Below are 20,283 nucleotides of genomic sequence, written 5' to 3' on the forward strand. Positions count from 1 at the left end.
CCATGCAGTTCAGCGTAGTGGCACCGCGGTCCGGGCGCGCGGGAGAAAACCGCGGGCGTGCGCCGCGCCGCCGGCGGGCGGGCCGCCGTACGCTGGCGCCATGCAGTCCTACACGATCGGCCAGGCGGCGCGGCTGCTGGGCGTCAGCCCGGACACCGCGCGGCGCTGGGCCGACGCCGGCCGGGTCGCCACCCACCGTGACGAGGCCGGGCGCCGGCTCATCGACGGGCGGGATCTGGCCGCGTTCTCCGTCGAGCTGGCCCAGAGTCCCGACGCGGAGTCGGACACCTCGCACACGTCGGTGCGCAACGCGTTCCCGGGCATCGTGACGGCCGTCAAGCTCGGTGACGTGGCCGCCCAGGTGGAGATCCAGGCGGGGCCGCACCGGCTGGTGTCCCTGGTCACGCGGGAGGCGGTGGAGGAACTGGGGCTGGAGGTCGGGGCGGAGGCGGTGGCCCGGGTGAAGTCGACAAACGTCCATATCGACCGGCCGTAGTCCCGGGGGCGTACCGGGTCAGGGCGTGCCGGGTCGGGGCGTGCCGCGCCGGGTCGGCCCGCGCCGGGTCAGGGCGTGCCGTGCTCCGGCACGGACCGGATCAGCACCAGCGACCCGTCCAGGTACGGCTGGTGGCGCAGCGCGCCGTACTGCGCGTCCCAGGCGCCCGACCCGATGGCCGCGCGCAGGTCGCCGGTGTACCGCGCGGCCAGCTCCGGCGGCACGAAGCTCCACGCCGAGCACGCCTGCCGGGCACCGGGGTCGAGCAGCCGCTCCGGGCGGGCGTAGTACGCCTCGTTGAAGCCGTCGGTGCAGTCGGCCGGGATCGGCACCGGTGTCACCGTGCACCTGCCGCCCAGCGCGGCCGTGATCGCCTCTACCGCCGGGTAGCGGCGCGCCTCGGTGTCCAGTACCAGCGGTGCGTACGCGTACAGCCAGAAGTCCCGGACGAGCGCCGGGTCGCAGGTCATGACGACCACGGGGCCGCGGGTCACCCGGCGCATCTCGCGCAGCCCGGCCGCGGCGTCGCTCCACTGGTGCACGCTGAACGTCGTCATCGACGCGTCGAACCGGTCGTCGTCGAAGGGCAGTTGCTCGGCGGAGGCGTCGATCGCGGGTGCCAGGTGCGCGGGCCGCTGGGCGCGCATCGTCGCCGACGGCTCCACCGCGACCACCTCGGCGTCCGCCGGCTCGTACGACCCCGCGCCGGCGCCGACGTTCAGCACGCTGCGGGCGCCGCCCAGCGCGTCGGCCAGCACCCGTGCGATCCGCGGGTCGGGCTGCCGGTAGTCGCTGTAGCCACCGCCGATCACCCCGTAGTCCGCGTCGCCCGCGCTTCCGTCCGCCACGCCACCCCGGATCTCTGCCATGCCTGCAATCTACCCGGCGGTGCTGTGGCCGGGCAGGGCTGCGCGGGCCGCACGCAGGGCGCCGTGTGCGCTCCCGGCGGGCCGGAGCGCGCGCCGTTCGCCTCCGGTTGCTGCCGCCCCGGGGTGCGGAAGTGGCCGGTTCTCTTCGCTCGGGCCTTCCGCACCGGCTCGCCGCCGCCCGCACCGGGCCGCGCACCGTCGGCTTCGGGACAGTTTCGGCCGAACGCCCGAAGCGCCCTTCCGTCCGTACGGAGCGTGAACTACCGTTACCTACGGGTTAGTTGCTCAGAGCATCTAGTGCTGGGGCCAACTACCCCATGTGCCACAGCAGTCGCACCACGGAACGAAGATCTCACCCTCACCCCCGGAGGAGAGAGCCCGCCATGGCCGCAGCGATACCCAGCCCCGCATCCCCCACCGGCGCCTTTGTGCCCGCGCACCCCGCACCGGCGGCCGACCCGGGCGCCGCCGGCGCCTGCCCGTACAGCCCGCTGCCCGAGCCGCTGGCCGCGCCCGCGGCCCGCGCGACCTGCCCCTTCGACCCGCCGCCCGCCTACCAGCAGGCCCGGCGCGAGCGCCCGGTCGCCCGTACCACCCTCTGGGACGGCTCGTCCTGCTGGCTGATCACCCGCCACGACGACATCCGCCACACCCTGCGCGACGACCGCTTCAGCGCGGATTCCGCCCGGCCCGGCTTCCCCTTCCTGAGCGCCGGCCGCAGGGCGCTCAGCACCGACCGGCCCACCTTCATCAGGATGGACGACCCCGAGCACGCGCGGCTGCGCCGGATGCTCACCTCGGACTTCATGATCCGCAAGGTCGAGTCCATGCGGCCGCAGGTCCAGCAGCTCGCGGACGACCTGCTCGACGCGATGACCAAGGGGCGCCAGGAGGCCGACTTCGTCGCGGACTTCGCGCTGCCGCTGCCGTCGGTGGTGATCTGCCTGCTACTCGGTGTGCCGTACACGGATCACGAGTTCTTCCAGCAGTGCAGCAGCGCGATCCTGCGCACCGAGTCCACCCCGGAGGAGGTGGTCGCCGCGCAGAACGAACTGCTCGCCTACCTCCGCGACCTGACTCGCGCCAAGCGGCGCTCCCCGGACGACGCCATCCTCAGCCGGGTCGCCGAGCAGAGCGACCTGACCGACGCCGACATCGCCCGGATGGGCCGGCTGCTGCTGGTCGCCGGACACGAGACCACCGCGAACATGACGGCCCTGGGCATACTCGCCCTGCTGCGCAACCCCGGCGAACTGGCCCGGATGCGCGACGGCGGTCCCACCGAAGTGCAGGCCGCCGTCGAGGAGTTGCTGCGCTACCTCACCATCATCCAGAGCGGGGTGGCGCGCGTAGCCACCGAGGACGTCACCGTCGGCGACACCCTCATCCGCGCCGGCGAGGGCGTGCTGTGCATGCTCAGCGCCGGCAACCGCGACGAGGAGGTCTTCCCCGACGCCGACCGCCTCGACCTCGCCCGCCCCGGCAGCCGGCGCCACCTCGCCTTCGGGTTCGGCGTCCACCAGTGCCTGGGCCAGCCGCTCGCCCGCCTCGAACTCCAGGTCGCGCTGCCCACGGTGCTGCGCCGGCTGCCCGGACTGCGGCTCGCGGTCCCCTTCGAGGATGTCCGCTACCGCAACGAGACGCTCATCCTGGGCGTCCACGAACTCCCCGTGGCGTGGTGACCGCGCCCCCCGTGCCCCCCGGCGGAAGGACCCCACCGTTGCGTATCCACGTCGACCAGGAGAAATGCTGCGGCTCGGGCATGTGCGTGCTCGCCGTACCCGACGTCTTCGACCAGCGGGAGGACGACGGCATCGTCGAACTCCTCGACGCCAAGCCCCCGCAGACCCTGTGGCCCGACGTCCGCGACGCCGCCGCCACCTGCCCCTCCTGGGCCATCACCCTCGACGAATCCTGACCCCGCCCCCTCCGCCCGGCCCCGCCCCCACCGGGCCGGGGCCGGGCCCTTTTCGCCCCGTCAGGCGGGTGGGGAGGGGGTGGCGAGGGTGTGGAGGAGGCGGTAGCAGGTGCCGATGAGGGCGCAGGTGCGGTCGTGGCGGGTGGCGGTGCCGACGACGGCGGTGGCGGTGGCCGGGTGGAGGCCGAGGAAGGACTGGCGGCCGAAGGTGGCGCCGGCGTGGAAGAGCAGGGGCCCGCCGGGGCCGGGGTGGAGGTACCAGGTGAGGGTGTGGGTGTGGCGGCGCCCGAAGCCGCGCCGCAGCTGCGGCACTTGGACGTCGCGCAGCGCGGCGCGCAGGGCCGCGGGGGCGGCCGAGGAGTCGGGCGAGAGTAGCGCCTCGGCGTAGCAGAGCAGGTCGCCCGGGGTGGCGCTGACCGCGCCGGCCGGGCCGAAGGCCGCCATGTCGTTGGGCGGCAGCGGGGTCCGGCCGTCGGGGCGGTGGCCGACCGCGCCGTCCGGGTCGAGGCCCACGACCGAGCCGGTCAGGCCCAGCGGGCGCAGCACGCGCTCGGTGAGGAGCGCGGCGAAGCCGGTGCCGGTGGCGCTCTCCAGCGCCGGGCCGAGCAGCGCCACCCCGAAGTTGGAGTAGTGCCAGTGGCGGCCGGGCGCGTGCGCGGGGCGGGTACGGGCGAAGCCGCGCAGCAGCCGCTCGCGGTCGTACCCGGCGTAGCCGTTGCTGTACGGGTGCAGCAGCGCGCCCGGGATCAGGTCGCGCGGCACCCGGGGCAGCCCGGAGGTGTGGGTGGCCAGGTGCCGCAGGGTGATCGCGCGGGAGCGGGGGTGCGGCAGGCGCAGCCCCGGCAGGTGGGCGGCCAGCCGGTCGTCCAGGCCGAGCACGCCCTCGCGGGCGAGTTCGGCCAGCAGCAGGACGGTGAACGTCTTGGAGAGCGAGCCGAGTTCGTAGCGGAGCAAGGCGCGTGGCCGCGCGGGCGGCACGGTGCCGCCGGTGGCGACGGTGCGGCGCCCGGCGCGGGAGACGGCCAGCACCACGTCGGGCGCCCTGACCTCGGTGAGCGCCTGCCGGAGCCGGGCGGCGGTGCCGGGGTCGGGGTCGGAGTCGGCGCCGGTGCCGGGGTCCGCGCCGCCGTGGAGGTCCGGGCCGTCGGCCCCGGTGCCCGTACGCGCCGCGGTCCCGCTCACGCGGCGGCGCCGGCGGACATCGCCCGGGACGTCGCCATCGCGGACGCGAACGCCGCGACCAGCGTGGGGTGGTGGACCAGGTCGAAGACCTCCGCGGGACTGCCGTCGGGCATCCCGTGGTGGACCGGCATCGCGCCGTCGGGGGCTTGCGCGGCCGCGTACCGCTCCCACAACCGCGCGTCGAGCACCGGCCGCGGCAGGCACGCGTCGAGCACGAGCAGCTCGCCGAGCAGGTCCCAGTGTTCCAACTCCGCCCAGTCCGCCGCCCACGCGGGCACGTACAGCGCGAGGTAGTCGGCGATCCGCGGCGGCAGCCGGTCCGGCGCCGCGCCCCAGTCGGTGAGGTGGAAGACGGTGTGCGTGACGTCGTAGGCGATGTGCAGCTGCACCGTCCACGGCTCGGGGGTGCGGCCCAGCCACGTGGCGGCCAGGGCCTGTTCGACGTCGCCGCTGGGCACCAGGCCGATCTTGCGCTCCGAGTTGAGCAGCCCCAGCCGCCGGGTCGGCAGCATCTCGACGGCCTGCCAGCTCGCGGTGGTGCGCGCCAGAGCGATCGCGGACTCCAACCCCGGGTGCCGGTGGCCGAGTTCGTGCAGGCTGCCGTAGATCTCCAACGGCACCGGGGACAGCGGCTCCTGCGCCTGCAACTCGGCCAGGACGTTGCCGCCGTCGAGCAGGTCCCGCCAGGCGAAGTCCAGCAGCCGCACCGACAGGTCGTGCTGCCGCGAACCGGCGACGCCCTCGCGGGCCAGCACCCGCATGTTGATCGCCAACTCGCCGATGGGCTTGAGGCGTTCGACCAGCCCGCGGCCGGTCTCGCGGTCGACGTCGGTGAGGCGGAACAGCTCCCGGTTGGCGTGCAGCCAGGCCAGCGCCTGGTCGCCGACACGGTGCAGCAGCGCGGGGGACGCGGCGGTCACGGCAGGACCTCGCTCTCGACGGGGGCGGATGCGGACGGGGAATCGAACGGGGAGACGGCGGCGGAGGCGTGCTGGCCCGGGTCCGTATACGGGTACGGGTAGGCGTTGTCCGGGCCGTCCGGGCCGTCCGGGCCGGCGCAGGCGGCGGGCGCGGTTCGCGCCAGTGTCGCGGCGAACGCCGCCACCAGCGTGGAGTGGTAGCAGCCGGTGAACTCCGCCTCGGGCGGGCTCCCTTCGGGCGGGCCGTCACCGGTCTCGGGCACGGCGCCGTCCGGCCGCTGCGCCGCCGCCAGCGCCCGCCAGGCCACCGGGTCGTACGCCGCCCCCGGCATGCAGGCGGCCACCGCGAGGAGTTCCCCGGTCAGGTCCCACTGCCGCTCCTCGGCCCAGTTCACGGTCCAGGCGGGCAGCCACAGCCGCAGGTAGTCGGCGAGGAGCCGGGGCATCCGGTGCGGCGCGCGGCCCCAGTCGGTGACGTGGAAGACGTCATGGGTGACGCCGTACGCGGTGCGCAGGTCCAGCGCCCATGGCTCGGGGCGGGCGCCCAGGCCGGTCCGCGCCAGCACGGCGGCGAACTCGGCGTGCTCCGGCACGCCCACCCGCCGCTCGGCGTTGAGCACGTTGAGCGTGCGGGTGTGGTCCGCGCGCGCGAGCTGCCACAGCCGCAGCCCGGTGGTGGCCGCCATCAGCTCCTCGGCGGCCGGGTGCCGCAGCCCGGCCCGCGCGAACACGCCGTACAGCTCGACCGGGTACGTGGCCTGCGGCTCGCCGCGCACCAGCTCCGCGAACAGCTCACCGCCACCGGTCTGCTGCCAGGTGAAGCCGAACAGGTCGTCGGCCAGGGCGCGTACGGCCGGCAGCGGGTGGCAGCCGCGGATGACGTCGGTCAACTCGGCCAGTTCGCCCAGCGGTTTGATGGTGAGGTTCGGGTCGGCGTCGGTGGTCACGTCGGGCGGCAGCCGGAAGGACGGGCGCATCGCGTCGACCCGGGTGAGCGCGGCCGTGACGATCCGGTCCAGCAACTCCGCGTCCTCGTGCGGGCGTTCGCCGCCGGCGCCCGGGCGCGCGGGGAAGGCCGAACGGTCCGGCCCGCGCCCCCGCGAACCGGCAGGCGCACCCGGACCCGGGGTCGGCGTACCCGGGCCCGTCCGCGCGCCGCCGTTCACCGCACCCCGCGCCCGTGGAAGCGCCGGGCCACCGCGGTGTGCAGCGCCACCCGGGGGTCGCCCGCGCTCATCCGCAGCACATAGACCAGCCCGGCGTCGAGCCCGAGCGTGTCGGGCACGTCCGGCATCCCGGCCAGCCAGCGGCCGATCCCCGCGGCCTGCACCCAGTCGCGGCGCCGCACCGCGCGGACGAAGCCGCGGGCCAGGTCCTCGGTGCGCGCGGCGAACCCCTCGGCGAGCGCGGGCGCCAGCCCCGGCAGCGAGAGCGCGCCGAGCTGGGAGGCGCGGTGCGCGAGCTTGGGCCACGGGTCGGTGTGCAACCAGTCGGTGCCCGCCCGCGGTTCGGCCGGCCGGCCGTCCTGCCCGCCGGGACCCGCGGCGGCCCCGGAGCCGCCGGGCAGAAAGGCGCGCGCGGCCTCCACCAGCCCGCGGTAGCTCCACACGGACACGTCGGAGGCGTCCGCGGCCGGGGGATAGGCGGCGAGCGCCTTGCGGACGATCGCCTCGTCCGCGAGCCGGGCACCCTCCGCTCCGCCGCCGGCCGTGGCCTGGGGCCCGTTGCCGTCCATGTGTGCCGTCGTACCGGTGGCCGGCGCGTACGGCGCCAGCACATCCGCCCCCAGGACCCTGATGGCCGCGAGTGCGACCGGGTCGTCCTGCGCGAGGACGCCCGACAGCGCGTAGGAGCCGCGCCCGCCCTCCAGGGCGAGTGCGACTCCCGTGGCGATGTCGGCGACCACAGCGCTCAGCGAGGTGTCTCCCTGCGGCTGCTCGGCCAACGTGTCGCCTGCCGCGTCAGCGGGCGTCCGTCTTCGGGCGCGGGGTGGGCGGCGAGATCAGGAGCAGTGCGGCGAGCAGGAGCGCGCCACTGCATTCACGGGTGTCGCGGTAGATACCTTCCGCCTCAGCGGAGTCGAGCAGTCCTTCGACCTCAGCGGCGAGCGCGGTGGTCTTGACCGGGGCGGTCAGTTCCGAAGCCATGGGATCATCTCCTCTTTGTTCGGCTTGGACTCACCTCAGAATGACAGTTCGGACATATGCCCGCAAATGGGATGTCCGACCCCGGGCGTGTCGCGCCGCCCGCTGCCGTGACAAGCCCGGGAAAAGCGGCCGAAGCGGGCGTTGTCAGACCCCGGTGCTTGGATCGGGGACAGGAGTGATCAGCCGGGGATGGGACCCGGCCGGCGGCTCCGCGGAGCGGACGGACAGACGGATAGACAGACGGACGGACGGAGTATCGATGAGCACGGCCAGCAGACCCGGCACGGCGGCACCTCCCGCCGACACCCATGACGCGATCCGGGTGCACGGCGCGCGGGCGAACAACCTCAAGGACGTCAGCGTCGAGATCCCCAAGCGGCGGCTGACGGTGTTCACCGGCGTCTCCGGCTCCGGCAAGAGCTCCCTGGTGTTCGGCACCATCGCCGCCGAGTCGCAGCGGCTGGTCAACGAGACGTACAGCGCCTTCGTGCAGGGCTTCCTGCCCGCCCTCGCCCGGCCCGAGGTCGACGTCCTGGAGGGCCTGACCACCGCGATCGCCGTCGACCAGCAGCGGATCGGCACCGACGCCCGCTCCACCGTCGGCACCGCCACCGACGCCCACGCGATGCTGCGCATCCTCTTCAGCCGCCTCGGCGACCCGCACATCGGCCCGCCGTCCGCCTACGCCTTCAACGTCCCCTCGATCCACGCCAGCGGCGCGATGACCGTCGCGCGCGGCGCCCGCACCGCCCAGAAGGTGACCTACGAGCGCACCGGCGGGATGTGCCCGCACTGCGAGGGCCGCGGCACCGTCTCCGACCTCGACCTCACCCAGCTCTACGACGACACGAAGTCGATCGCCGGCGGCGCCTTCACCATCCCCGGCTGGAAGCCCGACAGCTTCTGGACCGTCCGGGTCTACGCCGAGTCCGGCATCCTCGACCCCGACAAGCCGATCCGCGACTTCTCCCCGAAGGAGTTGCAGGACTTCCTGTACGGCGACCCGGTCCGGGTGAAGGTCAACGGCGTCAACGTCACGTACGAAGGGCTCATCCCCAAGCTGCGCACGTCGATGCTGGCCAAGGACCGGGACACGCTCCAGCCGCACATCCGGGCGTTCGTGGACCGCGTGGCCACCTTCACCGCCTGCCCGGAGTGCGGCGGCACCCGGCTCAGCGAGGGCGCGCGCTCCTCGCGGATCGGCGACCTGAGCATCGCCGACGCCTGCGCCCTCCAGATCAGCGACCTCGCCGCGTGGGTGCGGGGCCTGGCCGAGCCGTCGGTGGCGCCGCTGCTGACCGCGCTCGGCGACAGCCTCGACGCCTTCACCGAGATCGGCCTGGGCTACCTCTCCCTGGACCGGCCCTCGAACACCCTGTCGGGCGGCGAGGCGCAGCGGGTGAAGATGGTCCGCCAGCTCGGCTCCGCCCTGACCGACGTGACCTACGTCTTCGACGAGCCGACCGTCGGCCTGCACCCGCACGACATCCAGCGGATGAACAGCCTGCTGCTGCGGCTGCGCGACAAGGGCAACACGCTGCTGGTGGTCGAGCACAAGCCGGAGGCGATCGGGATCGCCGACCACGTGGTGGACCTCGGCCCCGGCGCTGGACCGGCCGGCGGCACCGTCTGCTTCGAGGGCACCGTGGAGCAGCTGCGGGCGTCCGGCACCGTCACCGGGCGGCACTTCGACGACCGCGCGGCGCTGAAGAAGACGGTGCGCGAGCCCACCGGGGTGCTGCCGGTGCGCGGCGCCTCGACGCACAACCTGCGGGACGTGGACGTGGACATCCCGCTCGGCGTGCTGGTCGTGGTCACCGGTGTCGCCGGGTCCGGCAAGAGCTCGCTGGTGCACGGGGCGCTGGCGAAGAGCCCGGTGGGCGCCGCCGCGGGCGTCGTCTCGGTCGACCAGAGCCCGATCCGCGGCTCCCGGCGCAGCAACCCGGCGACGTACACCGGGCTGCTCGACCCGATCCGGAAGGCGTTCGCGAAGGCGAACGGGGTGCAGCCGGCCCTGTTCAGCCCCAACTCGGCGGGCGCATGCCGCACCTGCCAGGGCACCGGCGTCGTCTACACCGACCTCGCCGTGATGGCCGGGGTCGCCGCGGTCTGCGAGGTGTGCGAGGGACGGCGGTTCGAGGCGTCGGTGCTCGAACACCGGCTCGGCGGCCGCGACATCAGCGAGGTGCTCGCGATGCCGGTGGCCGAGGCGCGGGAGTTCTTCGGCGCGGGGGACGCGCGCACCCCGGCCGCGCACGCGGTCCTCACCCGGCTCGCCGACGTCGGGCTCGGCTACCTCGGTATCGGCCAGCCGCTCACCACGCTGTCCGGCGGCGAACGGCAGCGGCTCAAGCTCGCCACGCACCTGGCCGCCAAGGGCGGTGTCCTGGTCCTCGACGAGCCGACCAGCGGTCTCCACCTCGCCGACGTGGCCCATCTGCTCGCGCTGCTCGACCGGTTGGTGGACAGCGGCAAGTCCGTGATCGTCGTGGAGCACCACCAGGCGGTCATGGCGCACGCCGACTGGATCGTGGACCTCGGGCCCGGCGCCGGGCACGAGGGCGGCCGGATCGTCTTCGAGGGCACCCCCGCCGACCTGGTGGCGGCCCGCGCCACCCTCACCGGCGAGCACCTGGCGGCCTACGTGGGCGGCTGAGCAGGCGTCGGGCGCGCGGACGGCGAGGTGAGCGGAAGACGGGTGGGCGGAAGACGGGTGGGCGCGGGACGAGGCGAGCGGACCACGAGTGCGGGCGGCCTCAGTACGCCGGCGGCTCCCCGGGCGGGGCGAGCAGCGCGGCGCCGGCCTCCGCCCAGGCCAGCAACTGCTCGTCCGCGCCCGGGCGGGCGACCCACTGCGAGCCGATCGGGAGCCCTTCGCCGGTGCGGCCGGCGGGCAGGCACAGCGACGGCCAGCCCGCGAAGCTCCACGGCCCGCACATCACCGGGTCGCCCGTGTCGGACAGGCCGCGCGGCGCGGGCCCGGTGGCGGCCGGGCAGATCCACACGTCCACCCCGGCCCGGCCGGTCGCGGCGAGCAGCCCGGTCCGAAAGGTGTCGCGGGCCCGCAGCGCCCGCTCGTACCGGGCGGGCGAGACCGCCTGCCCCGCGCGGACGGTGGCCGCGGACTGCGGACGGTAGTAGTCGCCGTACCGCGCGAACCACACGGCGTGGCTGCGCGCGGCCTCATGGCGGTTGAGGGCGGACAGGTCGTCGGCGACCGCCGCGAAGTCGGCGAACATCGGCACCCGCCGCACCTGGTTGCCGGCCCGGGCCAGCGCCGCCACCTGCCGTTCGAGGGCGGCGCGCGCCTGCCGCCCGGCCCGCTCCAGATACGGCCCGTCGGGCACGCCGAAGACCGGTGGGCGGGGTGCGGCCCCTCGGACCGGCCGCCAGCCGTCGCACAGCGCGGCCGCCGCCGCGCCGACCGCGGCGGGCGTCGCGGCGAACACCCCGAGGGTGTCCAGCGTCGGCGCGTTGGGCACGACCCCGCCGGTCGGGATGCGGCCGGCCGTCGGCTTGAAGCCCACGACACCGCAGTACGACGCCGGGCGGACGACCGAGCCGACGGTCTGCGTGCCGAGCGCCAGCGGCACCATGCCCGCCGCGACCGCCGCGGCGGACCCGCTGCTGGAACCGCCGGGGGTGTGGTCGGGCGCCTGCGGGTTGCGGGTGGGGCCCGGCGCGCTCATCGCGAACTCCGCGGTCACCGTCTTCCCCGCGACCACCGCGCCGGCCGCGCGCAGCCGGTCCACGACGGCCGCCTGCGGCCCCGCGAACACCTCCGGGGGCAGCCGCGACCCGGCGCGCGTCGGCAGCCCGTCCACGCGCACGATGTCCTTGACCGCCACCGGCACGCCGAACAGCGGTGGCCGCCCGCCCGGCACCGGCCATCGCGCGTGCACGTCGGCCAGTTCGCGGCGCAGCCGCTCCCGCCGGGCGGCAGCCGGCTCCGCGCCGCCGACGAACGCCGCGACACGGCCGTCCCGTTCCTCGATGCGCGCGCACAGCTCGTCCACCGTCACCGACGGCCGGCCGTCCACGCCATACGTTCGCAGGTCCACGACGGCCAGGGTGCCAGGCCGAGCGGCGGACGGTCAGGGGCGGTTGCCGAGTTCGGCCCAGACCTTCTTGCCGCGGCGCAGCGGGACGGCGCCCCAGGACGTGGCGAGCGCGGTCACCAGCAGGAGGCCGCGGCCGCGTTCGTCGCGCTCGTCGGGGCGCAGCAGCACCGGCAGTTCGGGGGAGTGGTCGGTCACGGCCACCCGGACGAGGCGGCCGCCCGGCCGGGTGATCGACACCCGCAGCCGCGTACCGGTGGTGTGCCGGGCGGCGTTGGCGACCAGCTCGTCCACCACCAGCGCGGTGTCGTCGGCGAGGTCGTCCAGCGCCCACACGCTCAGCACGATCGTGACGAGGCTCCGCGCCGGGCGTGCGCTCTGCGGCGCACAGGGCAGCGTCGCCTCGTAGCCGGGGTGGCCGCGGGGGTTGGCGACGGCGGTGACGGTCATGGGGATCTCGATGTGCGCTGGTGGGACGGGCGGTGGGCCGGTCGTTCTGCTGGTCGGTGTGGCTGCTGTGCTGGTGATCGGCTAGCTCCTGCCCGCCCAGGCGCCTCCCGCACCACGATTAGCCGGAATGCGTGGCAATTCCCTCCATTCGGCCGTACGGCGGGTGGGGCGCGGGTCGGCCGTGGCCGCGCCCGCCTGGGCGGATAGGGTCGGCCGCAAGCCCCGCAGCGGGCCGTTCGCCGCCGCCGTACCGGGAAGGAACCGTGCAGGGGCCCATGCGTGTCGACCGACTCGACCACCTCGTGCTGACCGTCCGGGACATCGACGCCGCCGTCGCCTTCTACACCGGCGTGCTGGGCATGACGGAGGTGACGTTCCGCGGCGGGCGGAAGGCGCTCGTCTTCGGGCAGAGCAAGATCAACCTGCACCGGGCGGGGCACGAGTTCGAGCCGAAGGCCGCCCGCCCGACACCGGGCAGCGCCGACCTGTGCCTCATCGTGGCCGAGCCGCCGGCCCAGGTCGTCGCCGAACTCGCCGCGCACGGCGTCGCGGTGGAGGAGGGCCCGGTCGAGCGCACCGGGGCGGCCGGCCCGATCACCAGCGTGTACGTGCGCGATCCGGACGGCAACCTGGTGGAGCTGAGCAGTTACCGGTCCTGACGGCAGGCGGGCCGCCCGCGCTACGCGAGGCCGCCGTTGCTGTGCAGCAGTTGGCCGTTGATCCACTGCCCGCGCGGCGAGCAGAGGAAGCCGACCAGGTCCGCGGTGTCCTGCGGGGTGCCCAGCCGGCCGAGGGGGGTCTGCGCGGCGAGTTCGGCCCGCAGCTGCCCGGTCATCCAACCGGTGTCCACCGGACCGGGGTTGACGGCATTGGCGGCCACCCCGAGATGCGCCAGCTCGCGCGCGGCGGCCTGCACGATCCGGTCCAGCGCGCCCTTGCTCGCGCCGTACGGCAGGTTGCCCACGGTGTGGTCGCTGGTGAGCGCCACGATCCGCCCGGTGCCGTACGGCCTGGCGAAGCGGCGGCCGAACTCCCGTACCAGCAGCCAGCTCGCGCGGGTGTTGACCGCGAAGTGGCGGTCGAAGCTCTCGACGGTGGTGTCCAGCAGGCCGGAGTCCACCGACTCGCAGTGGCACATCACCAGCGCGGTGACCGGCCCGAGTTGCCGCTCGGCCGCGTCGAACACCTGCTCAGCGGCGCCTACCTGGGCGAGGTCCGCCTCGATCGCGGCGGTGGCCGCGCCGTGTCCGGCCAGCTGGGCCGCCACCGCCCCGGCCGCACCGGCTTCCACGCCCCACGGCATCCGCGTGTCGTACGGCGTCCAGTAGCTGAACGCCAGGTCCCAGCCGGACGCGGCCAGGTGCGCGGCGATCGCCGCGCCGATCCCCACGGTGCGCCCGACCCCGGTGACCAGCGCCACCGGTCGGGCCGCGGGCGCGGCGGGCTGGGCGTCTGCGGCGGGCCGGGCGTCGTCGGAAGGTGCCACAGCCGCCGATCCTCGGCCCCCCGGCCCCCGCCCGCAACGGGTTTACGCCCCGGCAGGCACCCCGCGGGGACCTGCGGACCTGCCCCCGCGGCCGGTCGGGCATCGACGGTGCGACCGGCCGCGGGGAGGGTTCGGGGAGGGCGCGGGGAGATGTCAGCAGTCGTTGTCCGCGGGCTTGCCGGCGAAGCGGTTCGCCAGGAAGATCTCGACGGAGACCGCCCGGAAGGCGACCTCTTCGGCGTGCTCGCCGAGCAGGTCGCGGACCTTGTCCACGGTGCCGCCGGCCGCGCACCAGTTGTCGACGGTGGTGTTGTCCTGGCCGACGGGCACGATCTCGTCGGTGTCGGCGTGGTAGTCGTACACGGGCGTGGCGGGGGCGGCGGTGCCGAGGGTGTTGGTGCGCAGGACGGCCGCGACCGAGGGGACGGAGAAGGGGTCGGCGACGGACGTGTCCTCGCTGAGCTTGCGGAAGGCGTAGGCCGGCAGGATGTTCAGCTCGCAGGTGCCCTTGATGGACGCGAAGTCCTGCTGGCCCTTGGCGTTGAGCAGCCCGGCGATGCCCGCCTCGGGGAACTCGGTGGAGATGCCGTAGGCGGCGGCGAACTCGAAGCCGGCGAATGCGGTGCCGTCGATGTACCGCCCGACGGCGGCCGGGTCGGAGGGCAGCCCGCCGATCGCGGCACCGGCCAGCTTCACGTCCGGCGCGTAGGACGGCTGGAGCTGCGCGGCCCAGCCCGTCGCCTCGGCGCCGCCCGAATAGCCGTCCAGCGCCCAGGGGTTGGCGGAGCCGACGCCCGCGGTGTTGAACGCCTTGACCGCGCGGATGCCGTCCAGGACGGCGTGGCCGGCCTGCGGCCCGGCGAGGAACACCGACTTGGGCCCCTCGAAGTCCGGCACCGCCACCGCCCAGTTCGCGGCGAGCAGTTGGGCGCCGAGCGCGGCGTCCTGCACGTCCTGGCCGGTGGCGATCTGGTACGAGGGCGCGCAGCTGGTGCCGACGCTGTCCTCGGGCGTCTGGAGCGAGACCACCGGCCGCTTCCCGGACCCGGTCCAGGCGGCCTTGGGCACCACCAGCGTCGTGACGGCCAACTCCGGCTGCCCGTGCGAGTCGTTGGTGCGGTAGGAGATCTGCCAGGCGTTCACCGGCACGGAGATGCCGAAGAGGTTGACGTCCGGCACGGCGCGGCTGTCCACGATCGCCCCGGCCGGGTAGGAGGCGATGCCGGCGGGGGCGGCGTAGAAGGGGTCCTGGTCCGGCACGGTCGAGCCGGGCGCGGTGGTGGCGGACGGCGCCGCGGCCGAGGCGGCAGCGGCGGGCAGGAACGTGCAGGTGCAGGCGAGTGCGGCGGTCACGGCCAGGGCGTAGGGCTTGCGCACGGCTCTCCTCGGGTGCTCGGGTGCTCGGGGTGCGGGGCTGTTTCGGCGGGCTCGGGGGCGCGGGGCGGTCCGGTGCGCGCGGGGCGGGTGGGCCGGACCGGGGGGACGGGGACGGCGGGTCTGCCGGGACGGGACCACGCCATCATGGGCCGGGCCGGCCGCCGGTGAGCCTGGGGCGGTGGCGCAGACTTTCACCCGCGGGGTTGTGATCGCGCACAAAGCCGGGAGCGGCACTTCACACCGGGGTTACCCGTAGGTAATAGTGGAAGGTCCCGTATCGGGGCGCGTACGGCTCCGCGATCCGACCCGCGCGCCCGCAACCCGCGAGGTGCCCTGTGACGACGCAGCCCGCGGCGGAGCCAGGCCCCGCCGCCCCGACGCCCGCCCCGACGCCCGCCCCGACGCCGGCTCCGACGCCCGCTCCGATCACCATCGGCGGCACCCCGCTGGACAAGCGCCTGGTCACCTCCGTCCACGAACTGGCCGCGCGGGTGGTCGCCCGCCTGACCGAGCGGATACCGGTCTACGCCTCGCTGCCCGCCGAGCAGCTGCGCGGCGACATCACCGCGGTCGTCGTCCGCGGCATCCGCTCCTTCGCCCAGGTGCTGCGGACCGGGCAGCCGCCCACCGCGGGCCAGTTGGAGCTGACCCACCGCTCGGCGGTGCGCCGCGCGCAGGAGCACATCCCGCTGGACGCGGTCGTCGGGGCGTACTTCCTGGGGGCGTACGAGTGCCTGGACGAGGTGCTGGCCGACGCCGGGCCGGACGACCTCGCGGATGTGCTCGCCACGCAGAAGCTGCTGCTGCGCTACCTCGACGTGGTCACCGAGTCGGTCTTCGCCGGCTACATCGCCGAGAGCCAGGCGGCGCTGGGCGAGCGGCAGAGCGCGCGCCAGGCGCTGCTGTCGGCGCTGCTGGACGGGGGCGCGGCGCGGCAGGCGGCCGAGCGGGCGGGCATGCGGCTGCCGGACCGCTACTGGGTGGTGAGCGTGGCGGCCGCGCCGCACCCGGACGAGCGCGCCCCCGGCGTCGATCCGAACATCGCGGCGGGCCGCAAACTGCGGCGGATGCGGGCGGAGTTGGACCGCTGGGCGCATGGCGAGGCGCTGTCGGCGCTGTCGCCCGACGGGGGCGTGGCGCTGATTCCGGCCGCGCCCGCCGCGCACCCGGAGGCAGCCGCGCCCGCCGACGCCGACGCCGACTTCGAGCGGCTGGCCGGGCTGCTGCGGGACATGGCGCGCTCCTGCGGCGCGCCGCTGACCGCCGCGGCGGTGGCCGCGCCGCCGCAGGACGTGGCCGGGGCGGCCCGGCTGGCCGCCCGGGTGCGGCAGGTCGCCGTCGGCTGCGGGCGCGGGCCGGGCTTGTACCGGCTGGACGATGTGCTGCTGGAGTACCAGCTCACGCTGCCCAGCCCGGCCCGCGACCGGCTCGCCGCGCTGCTGCGCCCGCTGGAGGGCCGGGCGGACCTGCTGGAGACGCTGCGGACGTTCCTGGCCTGCGGGCTGGACCGCCGGCGCACCGCCGAGCAACTGCACGTCCACCCGAACACGGTGGACTACCGGCTGCGCCGCACCAGCGCGCTGACCGGCCTGAACGCCGCGCACGGCCCGGACCTGCCCAGGCTCCAGGCCGCGCTGGCGGCGTACGGCGCGTGACGCGCCCGGCTCGGCTCCCCGCCGGCTCGGCTCCCCGCCGGCTCGGCTCCGCGCCGGTTGGGGTCGCTTCGGGCCGGCCTCCCGGCCGGCTCCCGATCAGCCCCCGGTCGGCCCGCCCGTCGGCTTCGCGCTCAGCCCTTGCTCGACCCGAGCGACAGGCCCGCGATGAACTGCCGCTGGAGGCACAGGTAGACCACCAGCGTCGGGATCGCCGCGATCATCGCGGCCGCCGCGATGAGGTTCTGGTTGCTCACGAACTGCCCCTGGAGGTTGGCCAGCGCCGACGTCACCGGGCGCTTGTCGCCCGAGGACATCAGGGTGATCGCCCAGAAGAAGTCGTTGTAGATCCAGGTCGTCAGCAGTGTCGCGAGCGCCGCCAGCGCGGGGCGGCACAGCGGCACCGTCAGCCGCCAGAACCGCGTCCACAGGCCGGCGCCGTCCACGAGCGCGGCTTCGTACATCTCGCCCGGGATCGACCTCATGTAGTTGCTCAGCACGAAGACGCAGAAGCCGAGCTGGAAGGAGACGTTGATGACGATCAGCCCGAAGATCGAGTTGTACATCAGCCCGCTGTCGGCCAGGAAGTGCGGCAGCGGGATCTTCAGGTAGATCCGGTAGAGCGGGGTGATGATGACCTGCTGCGGCAGCAGGTTGCCCGCGGTGAACAGGATCAGCAGCGCCACGTTGGCCTTGACGTTGACCCGGACCAGCACGAAGGCGACGCCCGAGGCCAGGGCCAGCACGATCACCACCGCCGGCACCGTGATCAGCACCGAGTTCCAGAAGAAGTGCCCCATGTCCGACTGCGACCAGGCGTCCGAGAAGTTCTTGAACGTCAGGTGGTGCGGCATCGACACGTAGCCGTACTTGCGGGTGTCGGAGTAGGGGCGCACCGCCACGTAGAGGGCGAAGAGGATCGGCAGGATCCACAGCACCGAGGCGATGATCAGGAACGCCTGTGAGGCGATCTGCCCGCGCAGCCGCGGCTTGGCGCCGGGGCCGCCGGTCCGCGGCTCCTTCGCCTGCGGCCGGGTAAGGGTCTCGGAGCTCACGGGGTGTCCTCCCGGCGGAACGCTTGATATAGGAAGATCGTGATCGGCACCAGGGAGATCACCAGGAGCACCACGCCGAGCGCGGAGCCGAAGCCGACCCGCTGCGTCTCGCCCACGATGTTCGAGGTCACCAGCACCGACAGCAGTTCAAGGCCGTTGATGCCCTTGTTGGTGATGTAGACGAGGTCGAAGGCGCGCAGGCTCTCGATGACGGTGACCACCATGATGACGATGTTGATCGGCTTCATCACGGGGAAGATCACCCGCCAGAAGGTCTGCCAGGGGTTGGCGCCGTCCATCAGCGCCGCCTCGCGCAGCGTCGGGTCGACGGCCTTGAGCCCGGCCAGGTAGAGGATCATCACGTACCCGGCCTGCCGCCAGGTCGCCTCCAGCAGCACCGCCCACAGGTTCAGGTGCGGATTGCCCAGCCAGTCGATCGCGTTGCTGTCGCCGTTTCTGCCGATCACCGTGTTGATCAGGCCGTAGTTCTGGGAGTAGACGAACTCCCAGATGATGCCGATCAGCGCCAGCGACAGCATCACGGGCAGGAAGAGCAGGCTCTGGTAGATCCGGGTGCCGCGCAGACCGCGGTCGAGCAGCACCGCGAAGAGCATGCCCAGCGGGGTGGCGATCACCACGAAGACCGCCAGCCACAGCAGGTTGTGCCGCACCGCGGGCCAGAACTCGGGGTAGATGGTGGCGGCCTGGTGGTAGTTCTGCACGCCGTACCAGCAGCCGTTGTTGAGGATCGACGGCATGTTCGGCTGGCAGGTCTTCTCGTGCAGGCTGCCCACGCCGTTCCACTTGGTGAACGACAGCAGCACCGTGCCGATCGCCGGGAACCAGACGAAGGCCAGGTCGAGCAGGAGGGGTATGCCGAGCAGTACCGCGACCACGACCCGGTCGCGGACGGTCATCGTGCGCAACCGCCGGCGGCGGCGCCGGGCCGGGGACGTGGAGTCCGCGGGCTTGTCCGACACCGCCGCCGGGGTACGCCCCTGGGACGTAGCGCTCATCAGGAGTAGATCGCCTTCGCCTGCTTCTCCGCGCTCTGCTGGAGCTTGGTGATGTTGGACGTGCTCGGGTCGTCGATGAACTTCTGGCAGATCGCGATCATCGCGTTGGCCATGGCCGGGTCCGAGTCGCGGTCCATGAACTGCGCGACCGCCTTGCACTTGGCGATCTCCTGCACCGACTTCTTCTGGATCGCGTCGTAGGTCGGCACCTGAAGGCCCGTGACCAGGCCGACGTCCCACTGGTCGGTCTTGAGGTACGTCGACTCGGCCGCGCCGGTGCCGATGTACTCCAGGATCGCCTTGGCGGCGTCGGAGTTCTTCGCCTTCTTGCTGAGCATGAACCCGTCGGTGGGCGCGTCCATGTAGTCCTGGCCCCACTGCGGGTTGATCGCCGGGAAGGTGAAGAAGTCCAGGTCGGCGAGGTCGGCCTTGTCCGCGACGTACTGCGCGGCGACCTGGTTGGTGCCCTGGAACATCATGCCGGCCTTCTTCTCCTCCAGCGTCTTCGCGGCGTCCTGCCACAGCCGGCCGTTGGCGCCGGTCTGGGTGTAGGGCAGGATCTCGGCCCAGTGCTGGAAGACGGTGTGCACGCCCTGGTCGGTCCACGGGATCTTGTGGGTCATCAACTTGGTGTGGTAGTCGTACCCGTTGATCCGCATGTTGAGGATGTCGAAGGTGCCGAGCGCCGGCCAGCCGTCCTTGTCGGCGAAGGCGATCGGGACCAGGCCGTCCTTCTTCATCTGCTTCGCCAGCGCGACGTACTCGTCCCAGGTGGTGGGGATCGTGTAGTGGCGCTTGGCGAACTCGCTCTTGTTGTAGAAGACCACCCACGGGTAGTTGTAGATCGGCACCAGATACTGGTGGCCGTCGAGCCCGGTGGAGAGTTTTTTCGCCGCGGCGCTGAAGTTGCCGCCTATCTTCTCCCACACGTCGTCGAGCGGTTCGGCCAGGCCCTGCGCGGCGAAGTACTGCATGCGGTATCCGGCGAACCAGGTGAAAAGGTCGTCCGGGGTGCCTTGCAGGTAACTCGTGATGTTTGTCTGGAAAGTGTCGTGGTCGACCGTGTTGATTTTGACCTTCACCTTGGTCGCCGCGGTGGCCGCGGTGGTGAGGGCCGCGAACGCGGTCTTGACAGCCGGGTCGGAGTAGTTCGACCCGAATGTCACCGTGCTGCCCGCAACGGGCTGCTTGCTCTCCGACTTCTTCTTGTCGGAACCCCCGCACGCCGCGAGCAGGCCGCCGCCCGCGGCGGTGAGGCCCGCGGCCCCGACGCCCCTGAGCAGATTCCTGCGGGTCGCGGACAGCGGGCTGCCCGTGCTGCCCGACGACTCGACCTCCGACATGGTGCCTCCATGTGTGTGTGGGCGTATCCGGTGTACCGCTGGCGAAATCCGGCGGGTGAGCCCTGACGCGGCGTCACTGTCCGTCGATCCGTTTCCAACAGAAGTCACCAAGATGAAACGCCATCGCAATCGCAGGGTAGTTCTACGCCACATGTAGAAGGGCGTCAACGCCTCCCCGGGGATGCGTTGCCGGACCGTGATGCGCACATGTTGTTTAATCGTGTTCACTTCCGTGAACTCGATCAACTCGATAGCGCGGAACGGCGAATACCGCAGGTCCGCGGGTGTGGGGGGGGGGGGGGGGGGGGGGGGGG

The 20,283-nt window shown here is 73.7% G+C and carries 19 protein-coding genes; 6 read left to right on the plus strand and 13 right to left on the minus strand.

Going from position 1 to position 20,283, the window contains the following annotated elements; all coding sequences use genetic code 11:
- The first annotated feature begins 100 nt into the window (after window positions 1-100).
- Entirely contained in the window at window positions 101-496 is a 396-nt protein-coding gene (locus AC3EVP_RS31740) for a TOBE domain-containing protein (protein ID WP_335976489.1), read from the plus strand.
- A 68-nt stretch (window positions 497-564) separates the two neighbouring features.
- On the opposite strand, the gene AC3EVP_RS31745 is transcribed toward AC3EVP_RS31740, so the two are convergent.
- On the minus strand, window positions 565-1,365 hold the full coding sequence (locus AC3EVP_RS31745; RefSeq protein ID WP_435135889.1) for a class I SAM-dependent methyltransferase: 801 nt from the start codon (window positions 1,363-1,365) through the stop codon (window positions 565-567).
- Window positions 1,366-1,748: 383 nt separating this feature from the next.
- Between AC3EVP_RS31745 and AC3EVP_RS31750 the strand changes: the two genes are divergently transcribed.
- Window positions 1,749-3,047 carry a cytochrome P450 gene (locus tag AC3EVP_RS31750; protein WP_435135891.1) on the plus strand — a complete coding sequence of 433 codons (1,299 nt, stop codon included), beginning with the start codon at window positions 1,749-1,751 and terminating at the stop codon, window positions 3,045-3,047.
- Window positions 3,048-3,085: 38 nt separating this feature from the next.
- The gene (locus tag AC3EVP_RS31755; protein WP_435135893.1) at window positions 3,086-3,283 is read left to right on the plus strand and encodes a ferredoxin; all 198 of its coding nucleotides are present in this window, start codon (window positions 3,086-3,088) and stop codon (window positions 3,281-3,283) included.
- Window positions 3,284-3,343: 60 nt separating this feature from the next.
- On the opposite strand, the gene AC3EVP_RS31760 is transcribed toward AC3EVP_RS31755, so the two are convergent.
- The 5 genes from AC3EVP_RS31760 to AC3EVP_RS31780 form a co-directional block, all read right to left on the minus strand.
- On the minus strand, window positions 3,344-4,465 hold the full coding sequence (locus AC3EVP_RS31760; RefSeq protein ID WP_435135895.1) for a serine hydrolase domain-containing protein: 1,122 nt from the start codon (window positions 4,463-4,465) through the stop codon (window positions 3,344-3,346).
- The gene (locus AC3EVP_RS31765; RefSeq protein ID WP_435135897.1) at window positions 4,462-5,385 is read right to left on the minus strand and encodes a DUF6895 family protein; all 924 of its coding nucleotides are present in this window, start codon (window positions 5,383-5,385) and stop codon (window positions 4,462-4,464) included. The genes AC3EVP_RS31760 and AC3EVP_RS31765 overlap by 4 nt, the downstream gene beginning before the upstream one ends.
- Window positions 5,382-6,407: a DUF6895 family protein gene (locus AC3EVP_RS31770; protein WP_435135899.1), complete on the minus strand. Its 1,026-nt coding sequence runs from the start codon at window positions 6,405-6,407 to the stop codon at window positions 5,382-5,384. The genes AC3EVP_RS31765 and AC3EVP_RS31770 overlap by 4 nt, the downstream gene beginning before the upstream one ends.
- Before the next feature lie 140 nt (window positions 6,408-6,547).
- Window positions 6,548-7,330: a hypothetical protein gene (locus AC3EVP_RS31775; RefSeq protein WP_435135901.1), complete on the minus strand. Its 783-nt coding sequence runs from the start codon at window positions 7,328-7,330 to the stop codon at window positions 6,548-6,550.
- 16 nt (window positions 7,331-7,346) lie between these two features.
- Window positions 7,347-7,532 (minus strand): hypothetical protein, encoded by a 186-nt coding sequence (locus tag AC3EVP_RS31780; protein ID WP_335976471.1) that lies wholly within the window; start codon window positions 7,530-7,532, stop codon window positions 7,347-7,349.
- A gap of 259 nt (window positions 7,533-7,791) precedes the next feature.
- Here AC3EVP_RS31780 and AC3EVP_RS31785 point away from each other — a divergent pair, with 259 nt between their 5' ends.
- Complete coding sequence (locus tag AC3EVP_RS31785) at window positions 7,792-10,188, plus strand: ATP-binding cassette domain-containing protein (protein ID WP_435135903.1); 2,397 nt, start codon at window positions 7,792-7,794, stop codon at window positions 10,186-10,188.
- 100 nt (window positions 10,189-10,288) lie between these two features.
- Here AC3EVP_RS31785 and AC3EVP_RS31790 read toward each other — a convergent pair whose 3' ends face one another.
- A complete protein-coding gene (locus AC3EVP_RS31790) occupies window positions 10,289-11,593 on the minus strand; it encodes an amidase (protein ID WP_435135905.1) in 1,305 nt (434 codons plus the stop codon).
- 33 nt (window positions 11,594-11,626) lie between these two features.
- Window positions 11,627-12,040 (minus strand): ATP-binding protein, encoded by a 414-nt coding sequence (locus AC3EVP_RS31795; protein WP_335976465.1) that lies wholly within the window; start codon window positions 12,038-12,040, stop codon window positions 11,627-11,629.
- A 275-nt stretch (window positions 12,041-12,315) separates the two neighbouring features.
- Between AC3EVP_RS31795 and AC3EVP_RS31800 the strand changes: the two genes are divergently transcribed.
- Window positions 12,316-12,699, plus strand: coding sequence for a VOC family protein (locus tag AC3EVP_RS31800; RefSeq protein WP_335976464.1), 384 nt, complete (start codon window positions 12,316-12,318; stop codon window positions 12,697-12,699).
- Between the two features lie 20 nt (window positions 12,700-12,719).
- Here the strand turns inward: AC3EVP_RS31800 and AC3EVP_RS31805 are convergent, their stop codons facing one another.
- On the minus strand, window positions 12,720-13,526 hold the full coding sequence (locus AC3EVP_RS31805; protein WP_435135907.1) for an SDR family oxidoreductase: 807 nt from the start codon (window positions 13,524-13,526) through the stop codon (window positions 12,720-12,722).
- Between the two features lie 153 nt (window positions 13,527-13,679).
- Window positions 13,680-14,903: a lipase family protein gene (locus AC3EVP_RS31810; protein WP_435135909.1), complete on the minus strand. Its 1,224-nt coding sequence runs from the start codon at window positions 14,901-14,903 to the stop codon at window positions 13,680-13,682.
- A gap of 335 nt (window positions 14,904-15,238) precedes the next feature.
- On the opposite strand from AC3EVP_RS31810, the gene AC3EVP_RS31815 reads away from it, so the two are divergent.
- Window positions 15,239-16,558 (plus strand): PucR family transcriptional regulator, encoded by a 1,320-nt coding sequence (locus AC3EVP_RS31815; RefSeq protein WP_435135911.1) that lies wholly within the window; start codon window positions 15,239-15,241, stop codon window positions 16,556-16,558.
- A 131-nt stretch (window positions 16,559-16,689) separates the two neighbouring features.
- On the opposite strand, the gene AC3EVP_RS31820 is transcribed toward AC3EVP_RS31815, so the two are convergent.
- The 3 genes from AC3EVP_RS31820 to AC3EVP_RS31830 form a co-directional block, all read right to left on the minus strand.
- Complete coding sequence (locus AC3EVP_RS31820) at window positions 16,690-17,538, minus strand: carbohydrate ABC transporter permease (protein WP_335976916.1); 849 nt, start codon at window positions 17,536-17,538, stop codon at window positions 16,690-16,692.
- A gap of 68 nt (window positions 17,539-17,606) precedes the next feature.
- Complete coding sequence (locus tag AC3EVP_RS31825) at window positions 17,607-18,527, minus strand: carbohydrate ABC transporter permease (RefSeq protein WP_435135920.1); 921 nt, start codon at window positions 18,525-18,527, stop codon at window positions 17,607-17,609.
- A 98-nt stretch (window positions 18,528-18,625) separates the two neighbouring features.
- Window positions 18,626-19,969, minus strand: coding sequence for an ABC transporter substrate-binding protein (locus tag AC3EVP_RS31830; protein ID WP_335976452.1), 1,344 nt, complete (start codon window positions 19,967-19,969; stop codon window positions 18,626-18,628).
- Window positions 19,970-20,283 lie beyond the last annotated feature (314 nt).

The sequence above is a fragment of the Actinacidiphila sp. bgisy144 genome (genome assembly GCF_057708105.1).

Coding starts and splice junctions, on each gene's coding strand:
- AC3EVP_RS31740 (WP_335976489.1), top strand. CDS start 101: ATGCAGTCCTACACGATCGGCCAGGCGGCGCGGCTGCTGGGCGTCAGC.
- AC3EVP_RS31745 (WP_435135889.1), bottom strand. CDS start 1,365: ATGGCAGAGATCCGGGGTGGCGTGGCGGACGGAAGCGCGGGCGACGCG.
- AC3EVP_RS31750 (WP_435135891.1), top strand. CDS start 1,749: ATGGCCGCAGCGATACCCAGCCCCGCATCCCCCACCGGCGCCTTTGTG.
- AC3EVP_RS31780 (WP_335976471.1), bottom strand. CDS start 7,532: ATGGCTTCGGAACTGACCGCCCCGGTCAAGACCACCGCGCTCGCCGCT.
- AC3EVP_RS31785 (WP_435135903.1), top strand. CDS start 7,792: ATGAGCACGGCCAGCAGACCCGGCACGGCGGCACCTCCCGCCGACACC.
- AC3EVP_RS31795 (WP_335976465.1), bottom strand. CDS start 12,040: ATGACCGTCACCGCCGTCGCCAACCCCCGCGGCCACCCCGGCTACGAG.
- AC3EVP_RS31800 (WP_335976464.1), top strand. CDS start 12,316: ATGCGTGTCGACCGACTCGACCACCTCGTGCTGACCGTCCGGGACATC.
- AC3EVP_RS31825 (WP_435135920.1), bottom strand. CDS start 18,527: ATGACCGTCCGCGACCGGGTCGTGGTCGCGGTACTGCTCGGCATACCC.
- AC3EVP_RS31830 (WP_335976452.1), bottom strand. CDS start 19,969: ATGTCGGAGGTCGAGTCGTCGGGCAGCACGGGCAGCCCGCTGTCCGCG.